This window comes from Bradyrhizobium sp. SK17 (assembly GCF_002831585.1).
GTDB lineage: Bacteria > Pseudomonadota > Alphaproteobacteria > Rhizobiales > Xanthobacteraceae > Bradyrhizobium.
Window position 1 is genome coordinate 971,765 of record NZ_CP025113.1, and the last position, 20,684, is coordinate 992,448.

The window sequence follows — 20,684 nt, forward strand, 5'->3', positions numbered from 1 at the left end:
AGCACTAATTGCAGGACTCGACATTGCCGACGCCGAGGCCGGGACCGCCGCCGCCGCGGTACTCGATGTGGCAGCCATGCCGGACCGGACGGCACGCATAGGCATCGCAGACGATCTGACCGCCGCCGCCTTCGGCCCTGGCGCGGCCGCGCGGGCGCGGCGCCTCCGCCGACGGCATCGATGGTTCGAGCCGTTCGCGCTGCGGATGGAAGGCGCGCTCGCGCCGCGACGGCCGCTCGTCGCTGTCGCGCCTGGCAACCGGCTTCCGCTCGCGCCGCTTCTCGCATTCATTGTCGTCGTTGAGGAAGGCGCCCTCGGCGCACACGATCCTGGTGCAGCGATCGCCGTCCGCCTTGTAGCCATGCTCGCAGACCAGCGGGCAGACACGCGCCTGCTTCAGCCTGATGGCATCGAGCGTGTCGGCGTTCGCGGCCTTGATGTCGAGCTTGGTGCCGGCGTAGCGGTTGAACAGCGTCAGCGAGCGTTGTGAGGCCGCGTTCCAGTCGCCGTCGACCGCACCGGTCAGGCAACCGACGCGGCGCAGCTCGGTCTGCACCGACTTGACGACATCGGCCTCCGGCGAACCGGTGGCCAGCGCGGCAACGGTCGTGCCCTTCTCGGCTGGAGCCGGCGCTGCTGCGGCGGCAGGGCTTGCCGCCTGATCGGTAACCGGCTTATCCGCGGCGGCCCGATCGGCGACCGCAGCATCCGCCTGCCGCTTCTGCTCAGCGGCCGCGACCTGCTCCTGCGCGATCTGCTTGGCCCGCTCCGCGGCAAGGCGCGCCGCCTCGGCCGCCTTTGCATCGGCTTCGGCCTTGGCCTGCTGCGCCTTCTGCGCACCCTCGGCGGCGAGCCGTGCGCGCTCCTGCTCGGCCAGACGCGCCTTCTCGGTGGCGGCGACGCGGGCCTCCTCCGCCCCGAACTTCTCCAGCTGCAACCTGGCGAGGTTGGCGTAATAGCCGTTGGGGTACTGGGCGAGGAAGGCGTTCATCGCGCTCTTGTTGCCGATCTGCAGCGCGAGCTCGTAATCGCGACGGGCCTCCGACTGCGGCGTCGGTGCCGGCGCCGCAGGCGCGGCAGCAGCGGCGGGCGCCGGCTTGGCCGGTGCCGGCACCAGCGGCACGTCCTCGCCGCCGAGGGAGCCATAGACGAACGGCTCCTGGCGGTTGTTGGTGGTCTTCAGCACCTCGTCGCGGACATAGCCGAAGGCGCGGCGCACATCGAGACCGGGGGTCGGCAGGAACTTGGACAGCGCGATCGTGAACGGGCTGTTCTTGCCGTCGCCGTCGGCTGCGGTCGAGCCGGCCTTGGCCGAATAGGCGATCAGCACGTTCGGGCTGGTCGGCTCGACCTTGGCGAGGCCCTGTCCGATCGCCCGGGTCGCCAGCGTCCGCTTCATGGTCTTGGCGAACGGGTTGTCGCGGCAGGCATCGAGGATCACCAGCCGGAGTTTCCGGGCCGGCTCGATCGCGACCAGGATGCGATCCAGCGAGAACGCCTCGTCATAGACGTCGGTGTCGCGCTCCAGGCGGGCATCGACCGGGATCAGGTAATTGGCGCCGTCGACCTCGATGCCGTGGCCGGCGTAGTACACCAATGCGATATCGGCATCGCGGGCGAGGTCGGCGAATTCGCGCAGCGCGCGGCGGGTTTCGATCGCGGGCAGGTCCTTGCGGAAATCGACCACATCGAAGCCGGCATTCTTCAGCGTCGCGGCCATCACCGCGGCATCGTTGACCGGGTTCGCCAGCGGCGCGGTGTTCCGGTAGGCGGAGTTGCCGAGCACCAGCGCCACGCGCTTCTCGGCAAAGGCCGGCTGGCAGACGATCAGCAGAACGGCGGCCACCGCCAGCAGCAGTCGTTTCAGTTTCAAGAGCCCAGACCCATTCATGGCGACACTCTCGCCCTTTCCCAGCATGCAGGTCCAATTACCAGAAGCAAGCGGCCGGCTTTGTGAGGCGCCTCACGATCGGTGCCGGCGGGGACCGCGCATCCTGACTGTTAGTCGACGAAACAGAGCAGTGGTTCGGATTTGGCTGGTGGCGACATTTCGGGCACCATCGGGGCAACGAGAACAAGACACGGAGGACGTCATGCAGGGCGCAAGCGCACCGGTTCCAGCCTACCGATCCCGCACCATCGGCGGCATGGCCCGAAATCTCATCGCGCTTGCGCTGCTGGCCGGCTGCGCCGCGGGATGCGGCCTGGTCGACGCCGTGTTCGACGGCTTCAAGCACGCCAAAGCCGTCGAGAACGACCTCTTCGCGATGGTCGGGGTCAAACCGGCGGTCGGCTTCAACTGGCACAATGGCCGGCTCACATCGGTGACGGTCACCTTCCCGAACCTGCTCCAGGACAAGCCATTGCAGGAACTTGCCGACGCAGCCCGCACCGCGGTCGGCAAGGAGTTCAAGCAGCGCGCCGACGACGTCGTGCTCGCGTTCTCGCTGGGACCGTCCGAGACGCCAGCGACGCAGGCGGACCAAACTCAGGGCAAGAACTTGCCTTGAGCAGATTTATTCCCCGCCATCTATTTTCCGTCTCGCGTCACGTGCTCCTGATACTGCGGCAGATCGTCGGTGATCTCGTCCCATGGCGCCTTCGAACCGACGAAGATATGCGCGGTCGGCCGGATCGCCGGCGCGTCATTCAGCGTCCCCATCGTGACATGGACATAGGCGCCGTTGCGAACCTGCGAATAGAGCAGCGAGCCGCAGCGGCCGCAATGCGCGTCATGGGTGGTCTCGTCGCCGTAGATCAGAAGGCCATCGGCGCCGCTGACAACGGCGAATTTTTCGCGCACGATTCCCGCGAACGGCTTGAACGCCGATCCAGTGGCGCGCCGGCAATTCGAGCAGTGACAATTCATCGCATAGGCAAAGGCGTCGGCCACCTCATAGCGCACGTCGCGGCAGAAGCATTCACCGCTCAGGATCCGATTGTTCGAATTTGCGGATGCAGTCACGACTGGTCCCTCACGCAGAATTTTGCCGCCGGCCATAGCGCGGTCCGGCAGTTCATGGCTAAATCCTAGCAGATCAATTCCGGCCGGGAGGACCACCAATGAGCCAAGATCGATCCAGCGTCGAAAACGTCGTGCAAACCTATTTCGACGGTCTCTATGAAGGCAATGCCGACAAGCTCGCCGCTGCCTTTCATCCGAGCGCCGACCTGCGCTGGGTGGAGAAGGGCGAGCTGAAGGTCCTGACCGTGCCGGACTGGCTCGCCTGGGTGCGCAAGCGGCCGTCGGCGCAGGCCGAAGGCAAGCCGCGCGAGGACTTCATCGTCACCATCGACCGCTCCGACGACAACACCGCCTTCATCAAGGTGCGTTGCCAGCTGCCGCCGCGGTTCTTCACCGACTATCTGGTCGCGATGAAGCTCGCCGACGGCTGGCAGATCGTCTCGAAGTCCTACCGCTACGACCTCAGGGACTGACCGGCCGGGCGCGCAGACCCGCGACAGCTTTATGACACGCTCTCGCGGTCCGGCACCGGCCGGACCGCATTGACTGGCGGTGGTTTCCGGGCGAATTGAGCCCATTATGGAAGCCAAGTTTCAGATTTTCCTCACCTTGCTCGGCGTACTGGCGGGAACCGCGCTGGTGGCGCGGCGGACCGATATCGCGCCGGCGATCCTGCTGCTGCTGGTCGGCATCGTGCTCGCCTTCGTGCCGGGCATGCCGTCGCTGGAACTGCCGCCCGAGCTGGTGCTTCTGGTGGTGCTGCCGCCGCTGATCTATTCGGCCAGCGTTGCGATGAGCTGGCGCGAGTTCAAGGCCAATCTGCGGCCGATCATCCTGCTGTCGGTCGGCTGCGTGATCTTCACCGCCTTCATGGTGGCGGCCGCGACCCACTATGTGATCGGCCTGCCCTGGAGCATCGGCTTCCTGCTCGGAGCCATCGTCGCGCCGCCCGACGTGGTCGCGCCACTGGCGATCGCGCGCAAGCTCGGCATGCCCCGCCGCATCCTGGTGATCCTCGAGGGCGAAGGGCTCGCCAATGACGCCACCGCGCTGATCCTCTATCGCTTCGCGCTCGCCGCCATCACCACCGGGCTGTTCTCGCTGCCGAAGGCGACCGGCACCTTCTTCGTCATCGTCGCCTGCGAGATCGCATTCGGCACCGCGGTCGGCTGGCTCAGCCTGCGCGCCCGCCGCCGTGCCCGGGATCCGCAGGTCGAGATCACGCTGTCGCTGATCACCCCCTATCTCGCCTACTGGGTCCCCGAGCATTTCGGCGGCAGCGGCGTGATCGCGACCGTCGCCTGCGGGCTCTACATGAGCTGGAACGGACCGCTGCTGATCTCCGCCGCGACGCGCCTGCAGGGCATCTTCTTCTGGGATTTGATCATCTACCTGATCGAGGGCCTGCTGTTCCTGTTGACCGGCTTCCAGATGCGCTCGCTGTACGAGAAGTCGAAGTCGTTTCCGCTGCACGACATCCTCACCGCCACCGTGCTGGTTGCCGCCATCGTGATCGCCGCGCGCTTCCTCTGGGTGTTTCCCGGCACCTATCTGCCGCGCTGGCTCAGCAAGCGGGTGCGCGAGCGCGATCCGCTGCCGTCGTGGCGGGCGGTGTTCGTGGTCGCCTTCACCGGCGTGCGCGGTGCGGTCTCGCTCGCCGCGGCGCTGGCGCTGCCCCTGACGCTGCCGAGCGGCGAGGCCTTCCCGTATCGTGACCTGATCCTGTTCGTCGCCTTCGGCGTGATCTTCGTGACCCTGGTCGGGCTTGGCCTCACCCTGCCGCCGGTGGTGCGCTGGCTCGGCCTCGCCAAGGACGGCCGCAGCGAGCATATCGCCGAGCACGAACAGGAGATCACCGCGCGGCGCGAGGCGCTGAACGCGGCACTGAAGTCGCTCGACGCCATCACCGACGACCGCGAGCTCTCCGACGAGGTGATCAAGCTGCTGCGCTCGCGACACGAGATCCGCATCAACCAGCTGCCCGACTCGCTCGACCCCGACAAGCACGACGTCTCCGCCACCGGCACCGAACTGACGCGGGAGCTGATCTCCTCCGAGCGCAAGTTCATCCATATGCTGCTGCGCGACGGCAAGATCACCGACGAAACCCGACGCCGCATCGAGCGCGACCTCGATCTGGAGGAGGCGAGCCTGTCGAACCGCGAGTATCGCAGGATACCGTTGTAGCGCGGGATGTCTCCACACGTCGTCCCGGCGAAAGCCGGGACCCATTACCACAAGTACCGATTGGTTTGCGAAGCTGGAGCCACAGCGCGTTTCAACAACGCAACGCTGTGGTTATGGGTCCCGGCTTTCGCCGGGACGACGGGGGAGGCTTACTCCGCCGCCGCGTTCTGCCCGGGGCTGCCGACGAAGCCTGCGGGATCGCCGAACCGTTCGATCATCACCGCTGTGAGATCCTTGGTCTTGCTGGTGACGCAGGCGCCGGAGCGCACGGTGTAGCGATCCTGGTGCGCCGCATGCGGCGGCGCCTCGCCCTTTTGCAGCGCGCGGGCCGCCTCCATCATGAGCTTGCGGAAATGCAGGATGCCGAGGTCGGTCGGGCCGAGATGCTCGCGGGTGCGATCGGCGATTGGGCCCTGGCTGTCCTGCACCGCGGCGTCCTGCTCGGAGACGCCCTTGATGCCGGTGTAGCTTTTGGTCCGTTGCAGCTTGCGATCGATCAGATAGTCGTTTGCCTTGTTGCGCAGCGGCACGTAGTTCTCGTCGACCACCGCCATCACGCCGTTGCCATTGGCATAGCCGTCGCGCTCGGCTTCGGTCAGCGGCCGGTCGGAATTCCAGGCATAGGTGTAGATCCAGCAATTGGTGTCGGTGACCGGCACGAAGGTCTGGCCGAACATGTTCTCGCCCGGCATCGAGCTCGGCGCATAGGAGTGGAAAGGCATCAGGAACTGGGCGATGCGCCAGTAGATATTGTCGCTGCCCGTGAGTCGCCCGCCCGCGACCGTCAGCCCGGCGTCGTGCGGATTGATCTTGATCACCGGGCGCGGGTCCTCGGCGATCCAGCGCATGTGGTCGGTCGCGACCCGCGCCAGCGGATTGACGAAATGCCGCTTGATGTCGAGGATCTCGTTCTCCTCCTTCTCGAAGGAGAGATGCGCGAAGGTGAAATGCGCGGTGTCGATCGAGCCTTCCACCGCCTGCACCCAGTTGCAGTCCTGCCACTTCTTGCTGACGAAGCGATGCGAGGCCGGCAGCAGCGCCATCTCCAGCGCCGGCAATTCGGGCATCTGATCGGCCGGGCCCATATAGGCCCAGATCATGTCGCCCCATTCGCGCACCGGATAGGACTTGATGCGGATCAGGTCCTTGGCGTTGAGGTCCGGATACGACGTCGGCATGTCGACGCAGCGGCCATCGGTGTCGAACTTCCAGCCGTGATAGACGCAGCGGATGCCGCACTCCTCGTTGCGGCCGAGCCATAGATTGGCGCCGCGATGCGGACAGTACTGGTCGATGACGCCGACCACGCCCCTCGAGTCGCGGAAGGCGAGCAGCTCCTCGCCCATGACAACGATCTTCTTCGGATCGCTATCCGGCTCCGGCAGCTCTTCCGACAGCAGCACCGGGATCCAGAACCGGCGCAGCAATTCGCCCATCCCGGTCCCCTCACCTGACTCGGTGAGGAATTTGTTGTCTTCGGCACGAAGCATCGACGACCTCCCGATTTTGTTTTTGTTGGCAGGGCGGGTTAGCCGAAGGCGTAGCCCGCCGATCTATCGTGTTGTTCACGCAGATGGTGGGTTACGCTTCGCTAACCCACCCTACGCATTCCCTTACACCGGCCGCTCGCCCTTCACGGTCACCCGCGTGCCGGCGCGGGTGTGCGGCCAGTAATCCCACATCGCACGGTGCTGGGCGCAGCGGTTGTCCCAGAACGCGATCGCGTTCTCACTCCAGCGGAAGCGGCACTGGAACAGCGGGTTCTCGGCGTGCCGATAGAGATAGGCCAGCATCGCGTCGCTCTCGTCGCGCGGGATGCCGATGATGAAGCGGGTGAAGCCGCGATTGACGTAGAGCGATTTCTTGCCCGTCACCGGATGGGTGCGAACCACCGGATGCTCGGCGCGGGGATAGTCGCGCTTGTCGGCGACGCCGTAATTGGCGTATAGGCCACGATAAGTCTGCTCGCCGTCATGCAGCGCGGTCAGTCCGTCGAGATAGGCCTTCATGCGGTCCGACAGCGCCTCATAGGCCGCGTACATGTTGGCGAACAGCGTGTCGCCGCCGCGCGGCGGGCACTGCTTGATGTAGAGGATCGAGCCCATCGGCGGCTCGAGGTCGCAGGACACGTCGGTATGCCAGCCCTCGCCATTGGCGCGTGGGCTATCCTTGTCGGCGTAGATCTTCATCAGCGCCGGATCGCCCTCATTGGGCGCGGCCGGATGGACGTGCAGGTCACCGAACTTGCGGCCGAAGGCGAGATGTTGTTGGGGCGTGATGTGCTGGTCGCGGAAGAAGATGACAAGGTTCTCGGCGAGCGCGCGATGGATCTCATCCATCTGATGGTTGGAGCGCGCTTCGTCATTGACCAGCTTGCCGATATCGACGCCGGAGATCTCCGCGCCGATGATCGGCGTCAGCTTCTCGACGCCGATGGTCTCATAAGGCTCGGACTCACCGGCGACGTGCCGATAGCGCGGACCCTGTTTGCCGGACAGCGAGCTCATGGGCGTTCTCCCAATCATTCTTGATTGGGAGCATCGTAGCGCTCATCGATGGAAGCGCAATCTGCACCGCAAACATATCTGTCGTCCCGGACAAGCGCAGCGCCGATCCGGGACCCATCACCACAGGATTGGGTTTGGCGAAGGCTCGCACCCCCATCTCGCGCCACAACCACGGCCTGTGGTTATGGGTCCCGGCCTTCGCCGGGACGACGGTGGAGTGTATTGCGAGAGTAGCGGCTTACTCCGCGGCGCCTGCCGTCTCCGGCAGTTTGGCGCCGTTGCCGTAGCGCTGGTCGATATAGTCGATCACCAGCGCCTTGAAGTCGGCGGCGATGCCCGGACCGCGCAGGGTGCGGAACTTCTTGCCGTCGACGAACACGGGCGCGGCCGGCGCTTCGCCGGTGCCGGGCAGCGAGATGCCGATATTGGCGTGCTTGGACTCGCCGGGGCCGTTGACGATGCAGCCCATGACCGCGACGTTGAGCTCTTCGACGCCCGGATACTTGGTCTTCCAGGCCGGCATCTCGTCGCGGATGAAATCCTGGATCGAACGCGCCAGCTCCTGGAACGTGGTCGAGGTGGTGCGGCCACAACCCGGGCAGGCCGCAACCAGCGGCACGAAGGTGCGGAAGCCCATGGTCTGCAGCAATTCCTGCGCGACCTGCACTTCCAGCGTGCGATCGCCGCCGGGCTCCGGCGTCAGCGAGATGCGGATGGTATCGCCGATGCCCTGCTGCAACAGGATGCCGAGCGCGGCCGAGGAGGCGACGATGCCCTTCGAGCCCATGCCGGCTTCGGTGAGGCCGAGATGGATCGCATAGTCCGAGCGGCGTGCCAGTTCCTGGTAAACCGCGATCAGGTCCTGCACGGCGGAGACCTTGGCCGACAGGATCATCTTGTTCTTCGGCATGCCGAGCTCTTGGGCGCGGGCCGCCGACAGCAAGGCCGACTGCACCATCGCCTCGCGGGTCACCGCGCGGGCGTCGCGCGGGTTCGGCGACGTGGTGTTCTCGTCCATCAGCTTGGTGAGCAGCTCCTGGTCGAGCGAGCCCCAATTGGCGCCGATGCGCACCGGCTTGTCGTTCTTGTTGGCGATCTCGATGATGTCGGCGAACTGGGTGTCGCGCTTGTTCTTGAAGCCGACATTGCCGGGATTGATGCGGTACTTGTCGAGCGCCTCGGCACAGGCCGGATACTCGGCGAGCAGCTTGTGGCCGATGTAGTGGAAGTCACCGATCAAGGGCGTGGTGATGCCGCGCTTGCGCAGGCCGTCACGGATGTGCGGCACGGCGGCGGCTGCTTCCTCGCGGTCGACGGTGATGCGCACCATCTCGGAGCCGGCGCGGCTGAGCGCTGCGACCTGGGCGATGGTGCCGTCGATGTCGGCGGTGTCGGTGTTGGTCATCGACTGCACGACGATCGGCGCACCGCCACCGACGGCGACATTGCCGACCATGACCTGCGTGGTGTGGTGCCGCGGCTGAGGACCTGCGACGTCGTCTTGCGGCAAAATCTCGGGCTTGTTCATGGCGTCTCGAATATCAGGTTTCGGTGACATTCACCAAGGGGGCGATGGGCCCTGCGCAGGGCAGGCCAAACGGACATGTTTCGGAGTGAATTCAACAGCTTATGCCGCCGATTGAGGCCAAACGCAAGCCATGCGGCGGCGGCGTGCATGGTCAGCTATATTGGACCGAATTGGGGTGAATCAAAGGGCAAAGTGACAGCTTTTCATGTGATCCGGAGCATCTTAGCATTGCATTAAGAACCTGCCGGGAGGGCATGACATGGCCGGCCACAGCGAGCTGATCACCACGGCGGAACTTGCCGACATCCTGACCCGGCCCGAGCTGCGCCTGTTCGACTGTACGACTTATCTGGAGCCGGCCCCCGCCGGGAGTGCCGCACCTTATATTGTCGTCTCGGGCCGCCAGACCTTCGAGGCCGGGCACATTCCGGGCGCGAATTTCCTGGATTTGCAGGCCGAATTCTCCGATTCCCGCACCGAGCTGCGCTTCATGATGCCGCCGACCGCCCAGCTCGAGGCTGCGTTCGGTCGCCACGGCATTTCAGCCAACAGCCGCGTGGTGCTCTATTCGATCGGGACCGCGATGTGGGCGACGCGGTTCTGGTGGATGCTGCACGCGCTCGGCTTCGAGGGCGCCGCGGTGCTCGACGGCGGCATCGACAAATGGACCGCCGAGGGACGCGACATCGAGACCGGACTGGCCGGCGGCTATCCGCCGGCGACGTTTCCGGCGCGTCCGAAGGAGGGGATGTTCGTCGACAAGCACGACGTGCTCGCCGCGACCAGTGAGCGCGACACCGTGATCGTCAACGCGCTCGGCCCGCAATTCTACAAGGGCCTGGAGCCGAGCCGCTATGGCAGGCCCGGCCGCATCCCCGGCAGCGTCAGCGTGCCGGCGGCAACTCTGATCGATCCCAAGCACAAGACGTTCGTGCCGCTGGCGGACGCCGAGGCAAGCTTCGCGGCCCAGGGCATCACCAAGGACAAGCGGGTCATCGCCTATTGCGGCGGCGGCATCTCGGCGACCATCGACCTGTTCCAACTGCACCGGCTCGGCTACGACAATCTCACGCTCTATGACGGCTCGATGGGCGAATGGGCGAAGGACCAGGCGCTGCCGATCGAGGTGGGGTAGTGGGCACGCTTTCTCCGCGCGTCGTCCCCGCGAACGCGGGGACCCATAACCACCGAATTTGCTAGTGAACGGCAACGCGGCCCCAACATCGCGCGACGACCGACATTCGGTGTAATGGGTCCCCTGAGTTCACAAACGAAGTGCAACACTTCCATCTGGAGGTGTTGCCATGGGGCGGACTTACAAGCAGCTCTGCCTGGAGGAGCGATGCGAGATTGCCAGGCTTTCGGCCGGTGGTAGCTCGATCCGGCAAATCGCGGCAGCTTTGGATCGCCCGCCATCAACGATCTCTCGGGAGCTGAACCGCAATTCTGGCGTTCAGGTCGGTTACAAGCCCAGCTATGCCCAGCAACAGATGCGAGCGCGGCGCTGGACGGGCTCTCGCCTCGAACGAGAGCCCGGCCTGCGCCGCGCGGTGTTGGAACGTCTTGGTCGGGGCTGGTCGCCCGAGCAGGTCGCCGGCCGGCTGGCGCGTGAGCACGGCCGCAGGGTGATCTCCTATGAGAGCATCTACCGCTTCATCTATGCCCAGCTCACCCGCACCTCGGACTTCAGCTGGCGACGCTATTTGCCGCGCGGCAAGAGCAAGCGCGGTCGTCGCGGCAAGCGGGGCGGCAGTCCCGCAAGCTTCATCGAAGGCCGTGTTTCGCTGGATCAGCGTCCCATCGAGGTCGCCGATCGCAAGACCCCGGGCCATTGGGAGGCCGACCTCATGATGTTCTCCAAATACGGTCAGCAGATCTTGGCCGTGCATGAGCGCACCTCCCGCCTGTTGCTCGGCGTCCCCCTCGCAAGCAAGCTCGCCTCCGGCGTCGCCCACCATCTCGTGCGCCTGTTCGAGGTCCTGCCACAACCGATCCGCCGGACCGTCACCTTCGACAACGGCACCGAGTTCGCAGCTCACCTTTCCTTGCAAAGCCTCTTGATCAAGACGTTCTTCTGCGATCCCCACGCCCCCTGGCAGAAAGGTGGCATCGAGAACGCCATCGGCCGCATGCGCCGCTTCATCCCACGCAACACCGACCTTGAGAAGCTGCCGACCCGCCGCCTTCGCAAGTCCATCGCCGCCTACAACAACACCCCGCGCAAATGCCTTGACTTCAAGACCCCGACAGAGGTCTTTGCTGCTCAAGTGTTGCACTTCGAGTGTGAATCCACCTCCTGGCTTTCGCCAGGACGACGGTGAGTGATTCCCCGTCGTCATTCCGGGGCGTGCGAAGCACGAGCCCGGAATCCATCAGGCCGCATCGCTCGTAGGTGAATGGATTCCAGACTCTCGCTGCGCGAGCCCCGGAATGACGAGGAGATTACGCCGGTACGTTCGGGTCCGGCGTCACCTTCGGATCCGGCTTGTTGACGAGGTAAAGCCCCGCGATCACCAGCAGCGCGGCGACGCCGAACACCGGGGTCAGGGTATCGTGCATGATGAAATAGGCCGCGACCACGCCGAACAGCGGCGTGATGAAGGTGAAGGCCGACAGCTTGCTCGCCGAATAGCTCTTCACCATCGCAAACCAGATCACGAAGGTGCAGCCGACCACCCAGACCGCCTGATAGGCCAGCAGCGAGATCGAAAGTGCGCTCGGCACATGCGCGATCCGCTCGCCGGCGATCCAGGCGGCGAGGCCGAGGATCGGGATCGAGATCGCAACCTGGTAGCCGAGCGCCTTTTCCGGCGCGACCTTGCGCAGGCTGGTGCCCTTGGCGACCAGCGTGGTTGCGGCCCACAGCGCGCCGCCGCCGACCACCATGAGGTCGCCGAGCAGCACCCTGGCATCGACATTGGGCTGCGGCACGCCGATCGCGAGCGCGACGCCGGCAAAGCTCAGCGCCAGCCCGCTCCATTGCACGGTCGAGAGACGCTCGCCGAGGAACTGGTGTGAGCCGAGCGCGACGAAGAACGGCGCGGTGTAGAGGAAGACCGAGGCCCGCGAGGCCGAGGTGAAGACCAGCCCGGTGAATATCAGCACGAACTCGCAGCCGAACATCAACCCGGCGATTACGCCTGGCAGCAGCGTGCCGTCGCGCTCGAAGAATTTGACGCCGCGCAAATGGCCGACGATCAGCATCACCGGCAGCGCGCCGGAGGAACGGATCAGCGCCTGCAACATCGGCGGCACGTCGGGCAGCGCGAGCTTGACCGCGAGCTGGTTGAAGCCCCAGCTCACGCACAGCATCAGCATCAGCGCGATGGCGCCGGGCGGCAACCCGTGGCCGACGCCGACAGGTCGCGTGACGTGGGCTGAGATCGCTTGGGTCGACATGTTTCCTCGCGGGCCGGCCTATCGGCCTGTTGTTGTTGGTATTCGCGTGTCGCTGGATCGTCATTGCGAGCGCAGCGAAGCAATCCATTTCACCACTTGCCGAGGCATGGATTGCTTCGGCGCTTCGCTCCTCGCAATGACAGGGAAGGGTCGAGAATCATTTCTGGCAGTGCGCGCAGGTGCCGGCGATCTCGACGACCGAGAGTTTCGGGATGAAGCCCGAGGCGCGCGCCGCCGCGGTCAGGCTTTGCGCGACGGGAGCGGCGGGGATCTCGCCGACCGAGCCGCAATGGTCGCAGATCAGGAACGCGACCATCGAGGTCTCGTCATGATCGTGGGCGCAGGCGAGGAAAGCGTTGCGGCTCTCGATACGGTGCACGAGGCCGTTTTCCATCAGGAAGTCGAGCGCGCGATAGACGGTAATCGGTGCCGGTCGCGGCATCGTCTTGGCCAGCTCGTCGATCACCTCATAGGCGCCGAGCGGCCGGTGGCTCGACAGCAGCGCCTGAAGCACGTGGCGCCGGATCGGGGTGAATTTCTGGCCGCGGCGGGCGCAGACCTGCTCGGCATGCGCCATCGCGTCCGCGGCACAGCGGCCGTGGTCGTGATCGGGGGCAGGAAATGTCGGCTTGGCGAGGCTCATTGCCCAATATGTAGCATTTTTGCGCTCATTCCCATAGCCCGACGCGGATCTTGAGATCGGCCTTGCAGCCATGTGTGCAATGCGGGGCAGCCCCCCGTTTACCCGGCATGAAGAATTCATAAGCAAGCTTATTATATCCCAAGCTTATGGAGGCAGAATCGATGCGCGGTTCCGTGGACGCGAACTTCATGTTTACGCTGGGCGAGTTGTTCCGGCTGATCCGCGTCTATGCGGACAAGGAAGCCGCGCGCTATGGCATCACCCGGGCGCAATGGGCCGTGCTGTCGAAGGTGGAACGGCAGGAAGGTCTGAAGCAGACCGAACTCGCCGAGCTGCTCGAGGTGCAGCCGATCACGCTGACACGGCTGATCGACAAGCTCTGCGACAATGGCTGGATCGAACGCCGCAACGACGAGAACGACCGCCGCGTCAACCGCCTCTATCTGAAGAAGGCCGCCGCCCGCTGCTCGGCAAGCTCGCCGGCCTGCGCTCCGAACTCACCGCGACCGCGCTCGAGGGCATCAGCCCGGCTGACGCGCATCGCCTGCTCACCCAATTGGAATCGATCAAGGAAAACGTTCGCAATGCCATCCAAAGCCCAGCCGGCGAGCCCTCCCGAAAGGAACAGCGCTATGGCTGACCCCGTCCTCAAACTCGCCCCCGAGCAGAAGAGCAATCCGGGCGCCCCTGCGCCGGAGACAACCGGCGAAGCGCCGCGCGGCGGCCTGATGGGCGGCCTGCGGCGCCATCGCCGCACGCTGCTGCTGGTCGTGCTGCCGACCGTGGCTGCGATCGGCGGCATCGTGTTCTATCTCAATGGCGGACGCTATGTCGGCACCGACGACGCCTATGTCGGCGCGCAGAAGGTGCTGATCACGCCGGAAATCTCGGGCAAGATCGACAAGATCGTCGTGAAGGAAGGCCAGCACGTCAAGAAGGGCGATGAGCTGTTCGAGATCGACCCGGTGCCGTTCCGCTTCGCAGTGGCGCAAGCCAAGGCCGCGCTCGACCAGACCAGAACGGCCTATGACAATCTGGTCGACAACATCAAGATCAACACCAAGATGCTGGAATTCGCCCAGCAGAGCATCGAGCTGAAGAAGCGCGACGTCGATCGCAAATCGACCCTCGCCAAACAGAATTTCGGCTCGCAGCTCGATCTCGACAATGCGGCCAACGCGCAAGTCACCGCCGAGAGCCTGGCACAATACATCAAGCAGCAGATCTCCAAGGACAAGACGCAGCTGCTCGGCGATATCGACCTGCCGATCGAGCAGTTCCCGCCCTACGCCCAGGCCAAGGCCAAGCTCGACGACGCACAGCGCAATCTCGATCACACCGTGCTGCGCGCGCCGATGGACGGCGTCGCAACGCAGGTCGACCAGATCCAGCTCGGCCGCTTCGTCGCAGCGGGCGCGCCGGTATTCTCGGTGATCGATGTCGACCATCCCTGGGTCGACGCCAATCCGAAGGAAAGCGACTTCACCTATGTCGCGGTCGGGCAGCCGGTGTCACTCGACGTCGACGCGTTCCCGAACCACGAATTCAAGGGCAGGATCGGCTCGCTGTCGCCCGGCACCGGCGCGCAGTTCGCGATCCTGCCGCCGCAGAACGCCACCGGCAATTTCGTCAAGGTGGTGCAGCGGGTGCCGGTGCGGATCTATTTCGACGAGAACGATCCGTTCGTGAAGAAGCTGAAGGCCGGCATGAGCGTCTATGCGACGATCGACACCAACCATCGCCGCAGCCTGGCCGGCCTGCTCGGACTGGGCTCGGCCGCGGCGCACCCGGATCATCAGGACTGAGATCGAACAAGATCGAAACCCGGCGCGCCACCTCTCCCGTCGGGGAGAGGTGGTCTACACCACGGCTTACAAGCGGGACTGAACTGAATGAATGCACCGTCACCATCCGCCGTCCCCGGCATGCGCCGGAATATGGTGACGATCTGCGCCATGACCGCGACGATCATGCAGGCGCTCGACACCACGATCGCCAACGTCGCGCTGCCCTATATGCAGGGCTCGCTGTCGGCCTCGCAGGACCAGATCAACTGGGTGTTGACCTCCTACATCGTCGCAGCAGCCATCATGACCGCGCCGGTGGGCTGGATCGCCAACCGCTTCGGCCGCAAGCGCATCCTCATCATCTGTTCGGCCGGCTTCACCGTCGCCTCGGTATTGTGCGGCCTGGCGCAGGACATCAACCAGATGGTGCTGTTCCGCCTGCTGCAAGGCGTGTTCGGCGCGGCGCTGGTGCCGCTGTCACAGGCCGTGATGCTCGACTCCTACGCGCTGCATGAGCGCGCCAAGGCAATGTCGATCTGGGGCATGGGCGTGATGATGGGCCCGATCATGGGGCCGTCGCTGGGCGCCTGGCTGACCGAGACCTATTCCTGGCACTGGGTGTTCTTCGTCAATCTGCCGTTCGGCTTCTTCACGGTGCTGGGCCTGATCATCTTCATGGACGAGACCAAGCAGGACATCAATTTGCGCTTCGACTGGTTCGGCTTCGGTGCGCTCGCCATTGCGATCGGCGCACTGCAACTCGCGCTCGACCGCGGCGAGCAGCTCGGCTGGCTGGAATCCAACGAGATCATGATCGAGTTCATCGTCTCGGCGATCGGCTTCTATTATTTCTTCGCCCATTCGTTGACGACCAGCCGGCCGTTCATCCAGTTCGCGCTGTTCAAGGACAAGAATTTCCTCGGCGGCTGCGTGTTCATGACCGTGATGGGCCTCGTGCTGTATTCGACCATGGCGCTGTCCTCGCCTTACCTCCAGAACGTGGTCGGCTATCCGATCATCACCGCGGGCCTGCTGCTCGCGAGCCGCGGTTTCGGCACCTTCGTCGCGATGATGCTGGTCGGCCGGCTGATGCGCTATATCGAGGCGCGGACGCTGATCATCTCCGGCCTGGCACTGACCGCGGCGTCGCTGTTCCAGATGACCGGCTGGACCGACATGACGCAGGCGACCGAAATCATCGTCGTCAGCGTGATCCAGGGCTTCGGCTTCGGCCTGGTGTTCGTGCCGCTGTCGACGGTGGCGTTCCTGACGCTGCCGGCCATCTGCGCACCGACGGCACCTCGATGCTGACGCTGCTGCGCAACGTCGCGAGCTCGGTCGGCATCTCGATCGTGATCGCGCAACTGACGGAAGGCTCGCGGCGAATCTACGCCAAGCTGTCGGAGCAGATCAACCCGTTCAACCACGCGCTGCAGATGCCCGACGTGTCGGGCATGATCAACCTCAACACCGACGCCGGTCGCGCGATGGCCGACCGCATGGTCGCCGCGCAGTCGCAGATCATCGCGTTCTCGCACGACTACCAGCTGGTGATGATCTTCATCCTGGTCTCGATCCCGCTCGCCATCATGATCGGCTCCACCAAGGCCGCGCTGCGCAAGCAGACCGCGCCGTCGGACCATGCCGCAGTGATGGAGTAGGTTTCTCCTCGTCATTCCGGGGCGTGCGAAGCACGGGCCCGGAATCCATCGGGCCACAGACGTCGAGGATGAATGGATTCCGGGCTCTCGCTTCGCGAGCCCCGGAATGACGAACGGAGAGAGGCTGCCTCAACCCCCTCCGAAAGCGCAAGGCGCCGCACCGGCAATCGCGTTGACTTTCCCCGGTCGCCTCCCAATACTCTGCAAAAAAATGCCCGTCGCAAATGACGGCTTCAGGGGAGGACGCGATGCCGACTTCACGCAGGACGCTGCTGAAGACTTCTGCGGCTGCCGCCGCTGCTTTCAGTTTCGATTGGACACGGGCACAGGCGCAGGCCGAAGCGGTCCGCATCGGCGTGATCTACGACCTGACCGGCCCGTTCGCCGCGGGCGGCTCGGTCGCCTCCTCGATCGGTACCCAGATCGCGATCGATCTCGTCAACGAGAAGGGCGGCGTCGGCGGCAAATACAAGATCGCGCCGGTCAATGTCGATTCCCAGAGCAAGCCTGATGTCGCGATCAACGAGGCCAACCGGCTGATCGACCAGGAGAAGGTCGACATCCTCAACGGCGTGTTCGCGAGCTCGCACGCGGTGCCGCTCGCCGCCAAGGTCGAGCAGCAGAAGCGGATCCTGTGGATCACGACCGCGGTTTCGACCGCCGTGTTCAAGGACAAGAACCTGCACTATGTGTTCCGCGCGCAAATCCATTCCGACCAATACGGCCAGGCCTTTGGCGGCTTCCTCGCGGAGCACGCCAAGGCCAGGCTCGGCATGGAGCCGAAGGACGTCAAGGTCGCGCTCATCCATGAGGACGGTCCCTACGGCGTCGGCGTTGCCGCCGCCGACGAGATGTTCGCCAAGGAAGCCGGACTACAGGTCGTGCTCAAGGAAGGCTATTCGGCCTCCGCCCCCGATCTCTCGGTGCTAGTGACCAAATTGAAGCGCGCCAAGGCCGACATCATCTCGCATGCCGGCTACAACCCCGACATCACGCTGTTCCTGCGCCAGGCGCGCGAGAGCGGGCTGAAGTTCAAGATGCTGTTCGGCGCCGGCGCCGGCTACAGCCAGCTCGACAAGCTGCGCACGACGTTCGGTGCCGACATCGACAATTTCTGCAACATCGACCCGGTGCCGGCGCAGCTGCTCGATCCCGCCAAGCTGGCGCCCGGGGTCGGCGACCTCACCAAGGTGATGGTCGCGCGCTATCGCGAGAAGACCAGCGCCACCGAAGTGCCGCCGCACTGCTCGATGGGCTTCAACCAGACCTGGATCCTGCTCAACAATGTACTGCCGGTCGCCAAGGAGAAATATGGCGGCTTCGATCCCGAGGCGATCCGCAAGGCGGCGCTCGACGTCGACATCCCGCCCGGCGGCACCATCCAGGGCTATGGCGTGAAATTCTATCCGCCGGATACGCCGATGTCGGGCCAGAACGAGCGCTCGACGCCAGTCGTGATGCAGAACGCCGGCGAGCGCATCACCGTGGTGTGGCCGACCAATATTCGCACGCAAGACCCGGTGTTTCCGCTGCCGAAGGGTTCGGTGTACGGGGCTTAGGGTTACGGATTGCAGCAGCGGAGCACACCCTCTCCCCTTGTGGGTGAGGGTGGCTTCGATGCTCTGCATCGAAGCCGGGTGAGGGGTTCTCTCCGCGAATGACGTCTCGCGGTTGAGTATGCGGTGACAATCCCTCATCCGGCGCGCTGCGCACGCCACCTTCTCCCACAAGGGGAGAAGGCAGAACAGCACGCCGCTAGACTAGCGGGTGATCCTTGTCCTGGCTGGTTGGCTATCATCCCCGTCATCCTGAGGAGCCCGCACTTGCGGGCGTCTCGAAGGATCGACGGCCACCGGCCGGGCCGTTCATCCTTCGAGACGCGCTACGCGCTCTCAGGATGACGGGTCTGGCGTGGCACACGCGAGAAAGTCGTCTCGCTGCTGTCCGTGACCTACAACACCACCCGCCTGCCCTCGTCGGCCGCCCAATAGCCGGCGTAGTTCACTTTCGTCGTCTCATACGCCAGCGCGAGATCGGCGAGCGGCTGCCGGCCGGTCGCCACGCATTCCATGAAGTCCTGGATCTCCTGCAGATAGCCGCGGGTCCATTCCTCCTCGAGGCAGACATATTGCCAGCCGGTTTTGCGGTCGACCTTCTCGGTGATGTAGACCGACGCGAGCTTTTCCTCTGATGTCTGGTAGCTCGTCAGATGCGTGTTCGGCGTGATGTTGGCGAACAGCGAGCCGCCGCTCGTATAGGTCTCGATCAGATTACGCACGCCGCCCATGATCATGTCGCCGGAGAACACCGTGGCCTTGGTGCCGTCGGAGAACGTCGCGGTCAGCGTGCCCCAATCCTCGACGTCGACCGGGTTGGCCTTGATGTAGACGCGCTCCGCCGGCTTGAGGGCGGAGGTGACATTGCCGACATCGCAGGTGACGCTGGCAACATTGATGGTCTCGCCGCGGGCCTTGGCCTCGACCTGCTTGAGATAGAGCACCGCTGACAGCGGATGGCAGCCCATCCGGATCAGCGAGCCGCCGCCCGTCATCGCCCATTGCGCGGCATGCGCCGCATGCGAGCCGGAATGGCTCTCCTCGCCCTTCATGAACAGGATCTTGTCTTTGGTGGCGCGGACGATCTCCGCGGTCTTGGTGATCGCCGGCGCGTAGATCCAGTCCTCGGCATACATGAAGAGCTGCCCGGTCCGCTCGATCGCGGCGCGGGTCACCTCCATCTCCTCCATCACGCGCTGATACATCAGCGCCTTCGGCACATGCCTGCCGATCGGTACCTGGTCGCCGGGCTGTCCGAAATAGCCGCTGAACGGCTTTTCGCAGATCACGTGCTTGCCGCGTTGCATGGCCTCGACGATCATCGCGGCATGCAGGTTGGGCGGCGTACAGATGTCGATGACGTCGATATCGGCGTCGGCAACCAGTTCGGCGAAGCTGCGACAGGCGTTGGGGATCTGGTGCTTGCGCGCGAACTCATCGACGTGATCGCCGCGCGCCGCGACCGCCCTCACCTCGACATCGACGCCATAGACGCGCCGGTAAGCATACATGTGCAGCTCCGAGACGAAGCCGCAGCCGGCCAGACCGATCCTGATTTTTTTCATTGACTGTCTCCGCCCTTCACGGCGCAGCGTAGCGCGCAGCCATCACCGCGTCGAACGCATTTGCCATCACGTCATGCGGCGGCGCCATCCCCGTGAACAGTCTGAACGCATCGGCGGATGCGTTGATCGCAAGCTCGCGTCCGGTCAGGACGCTTGCGCCCCTGGCCTTGGCGGCGGTCAGCAGCGGCGTCCAGAGCGGCGTATAGACCGCGTCGGCGACCCACATTGACGGATGCAACAGCGCCTCCGGCACCGGCGTAGCGCGGCTCGGCAGCATGCCGACCGGCGTCGCATTGATGAGACCTACGGCCCCTTGCACCGCCGCCTCGACGCTGGCAGCGCGGACCGCATGATGATCGCGCAATTGGGTCGCGAGCTGTGCGGCCTTTGTCGCATCGGCATCGAAGATCCGGAGCTCGGCGGCGCCGAGGCCGGCAAGTGCGAAGGCGATCGCCTTGCCGACGCCACCGGCACCGATCAGCGCGATCGGGCCATGCGACGTGGCGGCGAGCAGCGGTCCGATCGCTCGGGCAAAGCCCGTGGCATCGGTGTTGTGCCCGACCAGACGCGCGCCATTGACGACGATGGTGTTGACCGCGCCGATCGCGCGCGCATCCGGCGTGAGGTCATCGACGAGGTCGACGACCGCTTCCGTATAGGGAAAGGTGACGTTGACGCCGGCAAAGCCGAGCCGCCTGATGCCGTCCAGCATTGCGCGCAGATCGTCGCGCCCGGCGCCCTTCACCTCGATGAGATGGTAGTGGCAATGGACGCCGATCGCGGCGGCGGCCCGCTCGTGCATCGCAGGCGCCGCCGAATGCGCGATCGGATAGCCAATCAGGCCGGTCAGCAAGCGGTCGCGCATTGTCCCTCACAGGGCCGTGCC

General features: G+C 64.9%; 16 protein-coding genes and 2 pseudogenes. 9 read left to right on the top strand and 9 right to left on the bottom strand.

All coding sequences use genetic code 11. The features are described from left to right. Positions 1 to 4: 4 nt before the first annotated feature. Complete coding sequence (locus tag CWS35_RS04505) at positions 5 to 1,891, bottom strand: caspase family protein (RefSeq protein WP_100956019.1); 1,887 nt, start codon at positions 1,889 to 1,891, stop codon at positions 5 to 7. A gap of 202 nt (positions 1,892 to 2,093) precedes the next feature. Between CWS35_RS04505 and CWS35_RS04510 the strand changes: the two genes are divergently transcribed. Beyond that, positions 2,094 to 2,510, top strand: coding sequence for a hypothetical protein (locus tag CWS35_RS04510; protein WP_245438870.1), 417 nt, complete (start codon positions 2,094 to 2,096; stop codon positions 2,508 to 2,510). Positions 2,511 to 2,530: 20 nt separating this feature from the next. Here CWS35_RS04510 and CWS35_RS04515 read toward each other — a convergent pair whose 3' ends face one another. Then, positions 2,531 to 2,965 carry a GFA family protein gene (locus tag CWS35_RS04515; protein WP_024581923.1) on the bottom strand — a complete coding sequence of 145 codons (435 nt, stop codon included), beginning with the start codon at positions 2,963 to 2,965 and terminating at the stop codon, positions 2,531 to 2,533. Positions 2,966 to 3,063: 98 nt separating this feature from the next. Between CWS35_RS04515 and CWS35_RS04520 the strand changes: the two genes are divergently transcribed. Further along, positions 3,064 to 3,438: a nuclear transport factor 2 family protein gene (locus CWS35_RS04520; RefSeq protein WP_024581922.1), complete on the top strand. Its 375-nt coding sequence runs from the start codon at positions 3,064 to 3,066 to the stop codon at positions 3,436 to 3,438. A 106-nt stretch (positions 3,439 to 3,544) separates the two neighbouring features. Next, positions 3,545 to 5,152, top strand: coding sequence for a Na+/H+ antiporter (locus tag CWS35_RS04525; protein ID WP_168226266.1), 1,608 nt, complete (start codon positions 3,545 to 3,547; stop codon positions 5,150 to 5,152). A 149-nt stretch (positions 5,153 to 5,301) separates the two neighbouring features. Here CWS35_RS04525 and CWS35_RS04530 read toward each other — a convergent pair whose 3' ends face one another. The 3 genes from CWS35_RS04530 to ispG all read right to left on the bottom strand — a co-directional run bounded on the left by CWS35_RS04530 (position 5,302) and on the right by ispG (position 9,187). Then, a complete protein-coding gene (locus CWS35_RS04530) occupies positions 5,302 to 6,642 on the bottom strand; it encodes a Rieske 2Fe-2S domain-containing protein (protein WP_100950995.1) in 1,341 nt (446 codons plus the stop codon). 123 nt (positions 6,643 to 6,765) lie between these two features. Continuing rightward, entirely contained in the window at positions 6,766 to 7,659 is an 894-nt protein-coding gene (locus CWS35_RS04535) for a TauD/TfdA family dioxygenase (RefSeq protein ID WP_100950997.1), read from the bottom strand. A 238-nt stretch (positions 7,660 to 7,897) separates the two neighbouring features. Then, positions 7,898 to 9,187, bottom strand: a complete 1,290-nt coding sequence (gene ispG / locus CWS35_RS04540) for a flavodoxin-dependent (E)-4-hydroxy-3-methylbut-2-enyl-diphosphate synthase (protein WP_100950999.1) — start codon at positions 9,185 to 9,187, stop codon at positions 7,898 to 7,900. Positions 9,188 to 9,446: 259 nt separating this feature from the next. Here ispG and CWS35_RS04545 point away from each other — a divergent pair, with 259 nt between their 5' ends. After that, positions 9,447 to 10,322 (top strand): sulfurtransferase, encoded by an 876-nt coding sequence (locus CWS35_RS04545; RefSeq protein ID WP_100951001.1) that lies wholly within the window; start codon positions 9,447 to 9,449, stop codon positions 10,320 to 10,322. A gap of 169 nt (positions 10,323 to 10,491) precedes the next feature. Next, a complete protein-coding gene (locus CWS35_RS04550) occupies positions 10,492 to 11,508 on the top strand; it encodes an IS30 family transposase (protein WP_100950471.1) in 1,017 nt (338 codons plus the stop codon). A 121-nt stretch (positions 11,509 to 11,629) separates the two neighbouring features. Here the strand turns inward: CWS35_RS04550 and CWS35_RS04555 are convergent, their stop codons facing one another. Continuing rightward, entirely contained in the window at positions 11,630 to 12,586 is a 957-nt protein-coding gene (locus CWS35_RS04555) for a DMT family transporter (protein ID WP_168226267.1), read from the bottom strand. Between the two features lie 157 nt (positions 12,587 to 12,743). Beyond that, positions 12,744 to 13,229: a Fur family transcriptional regulator gene (locus tag CWS35_RS04560; RefSeq protein WP_024584685.1), complete on the bottom strand. Its 486-nt coding sequence runs from the start codon at positions 13,227 to 13,229 to the stop codon at positions 12,744 to 12,746. Positions 13,230 to 13,375: 146 nt separating this feature from the next. On the opposite strand from CWS35_RS04560, the pseudogene CWS35_RS04565 reads away from it, so the two are divergent. The 4 genes and pseudogenes from CWS35_RS04565 (at position 13,376) to CWS35_RS04580 (ending at position 18,236) form a co-directional block, all read left to right on the top strand. Continuing rightward, positions 13,376 to 13,869, top strand: a pseudogene (locus CWS35_RS04565) (MarR family winged helix-turn-helix transcriptional regulator). After that, positions 13,862 to 15,034 carry an HlyD family secretion protein gene (locus tag CWS35_RS04570; protein ID WP_100951003.1) on the top strand — a complete coding sequence of 391 codons (1,173 nt, stop codon included), beginning with the start codon at positions 13,862 to 13,864 and terminating at the stop codon, positions 15,032 to 15,034. The pseudogene CWS35_RS04565 and the gene CWS35_RS04570 overlap by 8 nt, the downstream one beginning before the upstream one ends. An 87-nt stretch (positions 15,035 to 15,121) precedes the next feature. Next, positions 15,122 to 16,677: pseudogene (locus CWS35_RS04575) on the top strand (MDR family MFS transporter). Between the two features lie 248 nt (positions 16,678 to 16,925). Beyond that, entirely contained in the window at positions 16,926 to 18,236 is a 1,311-nt protein-coding gene (locus tag CWS35_RS04580) for an ABC transporter substrate-binding protein (RefSeq protein WP_100951005.1), read from the top strand. A gap of 392 nt (positions 18,237 to 18,628) precedes the next feature. Here CWS35_RS04580 and CWS35_RS04585 read toward each other — a convergent pair whose 3' ends face one another. Both CWS35_RS04585 and CWS35_RS04590 read right to left on the bottom strand, forming a co-directional pair. After that, the gene (locus CWS35_RS04585) at positions 18,629 to 19,798 is read right to left on the bottom strand and encodes a Gfo/Idh/MocA family protein (protein ID WP_100951007.1); all 1,170 of its coding nucleotides are present in this window, start codon (positions 19,796 to 19,798) and stop codon (positions 18,629 to 18,631) included. A 16-nt stretch (positions 19,799 to 19,814) separates the two neighbouring features. Continuing rightward, a complete protein-coding gene (locus tag CWS35_RS04590) occupies positions 19,815 to 20,663 on the bottom strand; it encodes a shikimate dehydrogenase (RefSeq protein ID WP_100951009.1) in 849 nt (282 codons plus the stop codon). Positions 20,664 to 20,684: the final 21 nt, after the last annotated feature.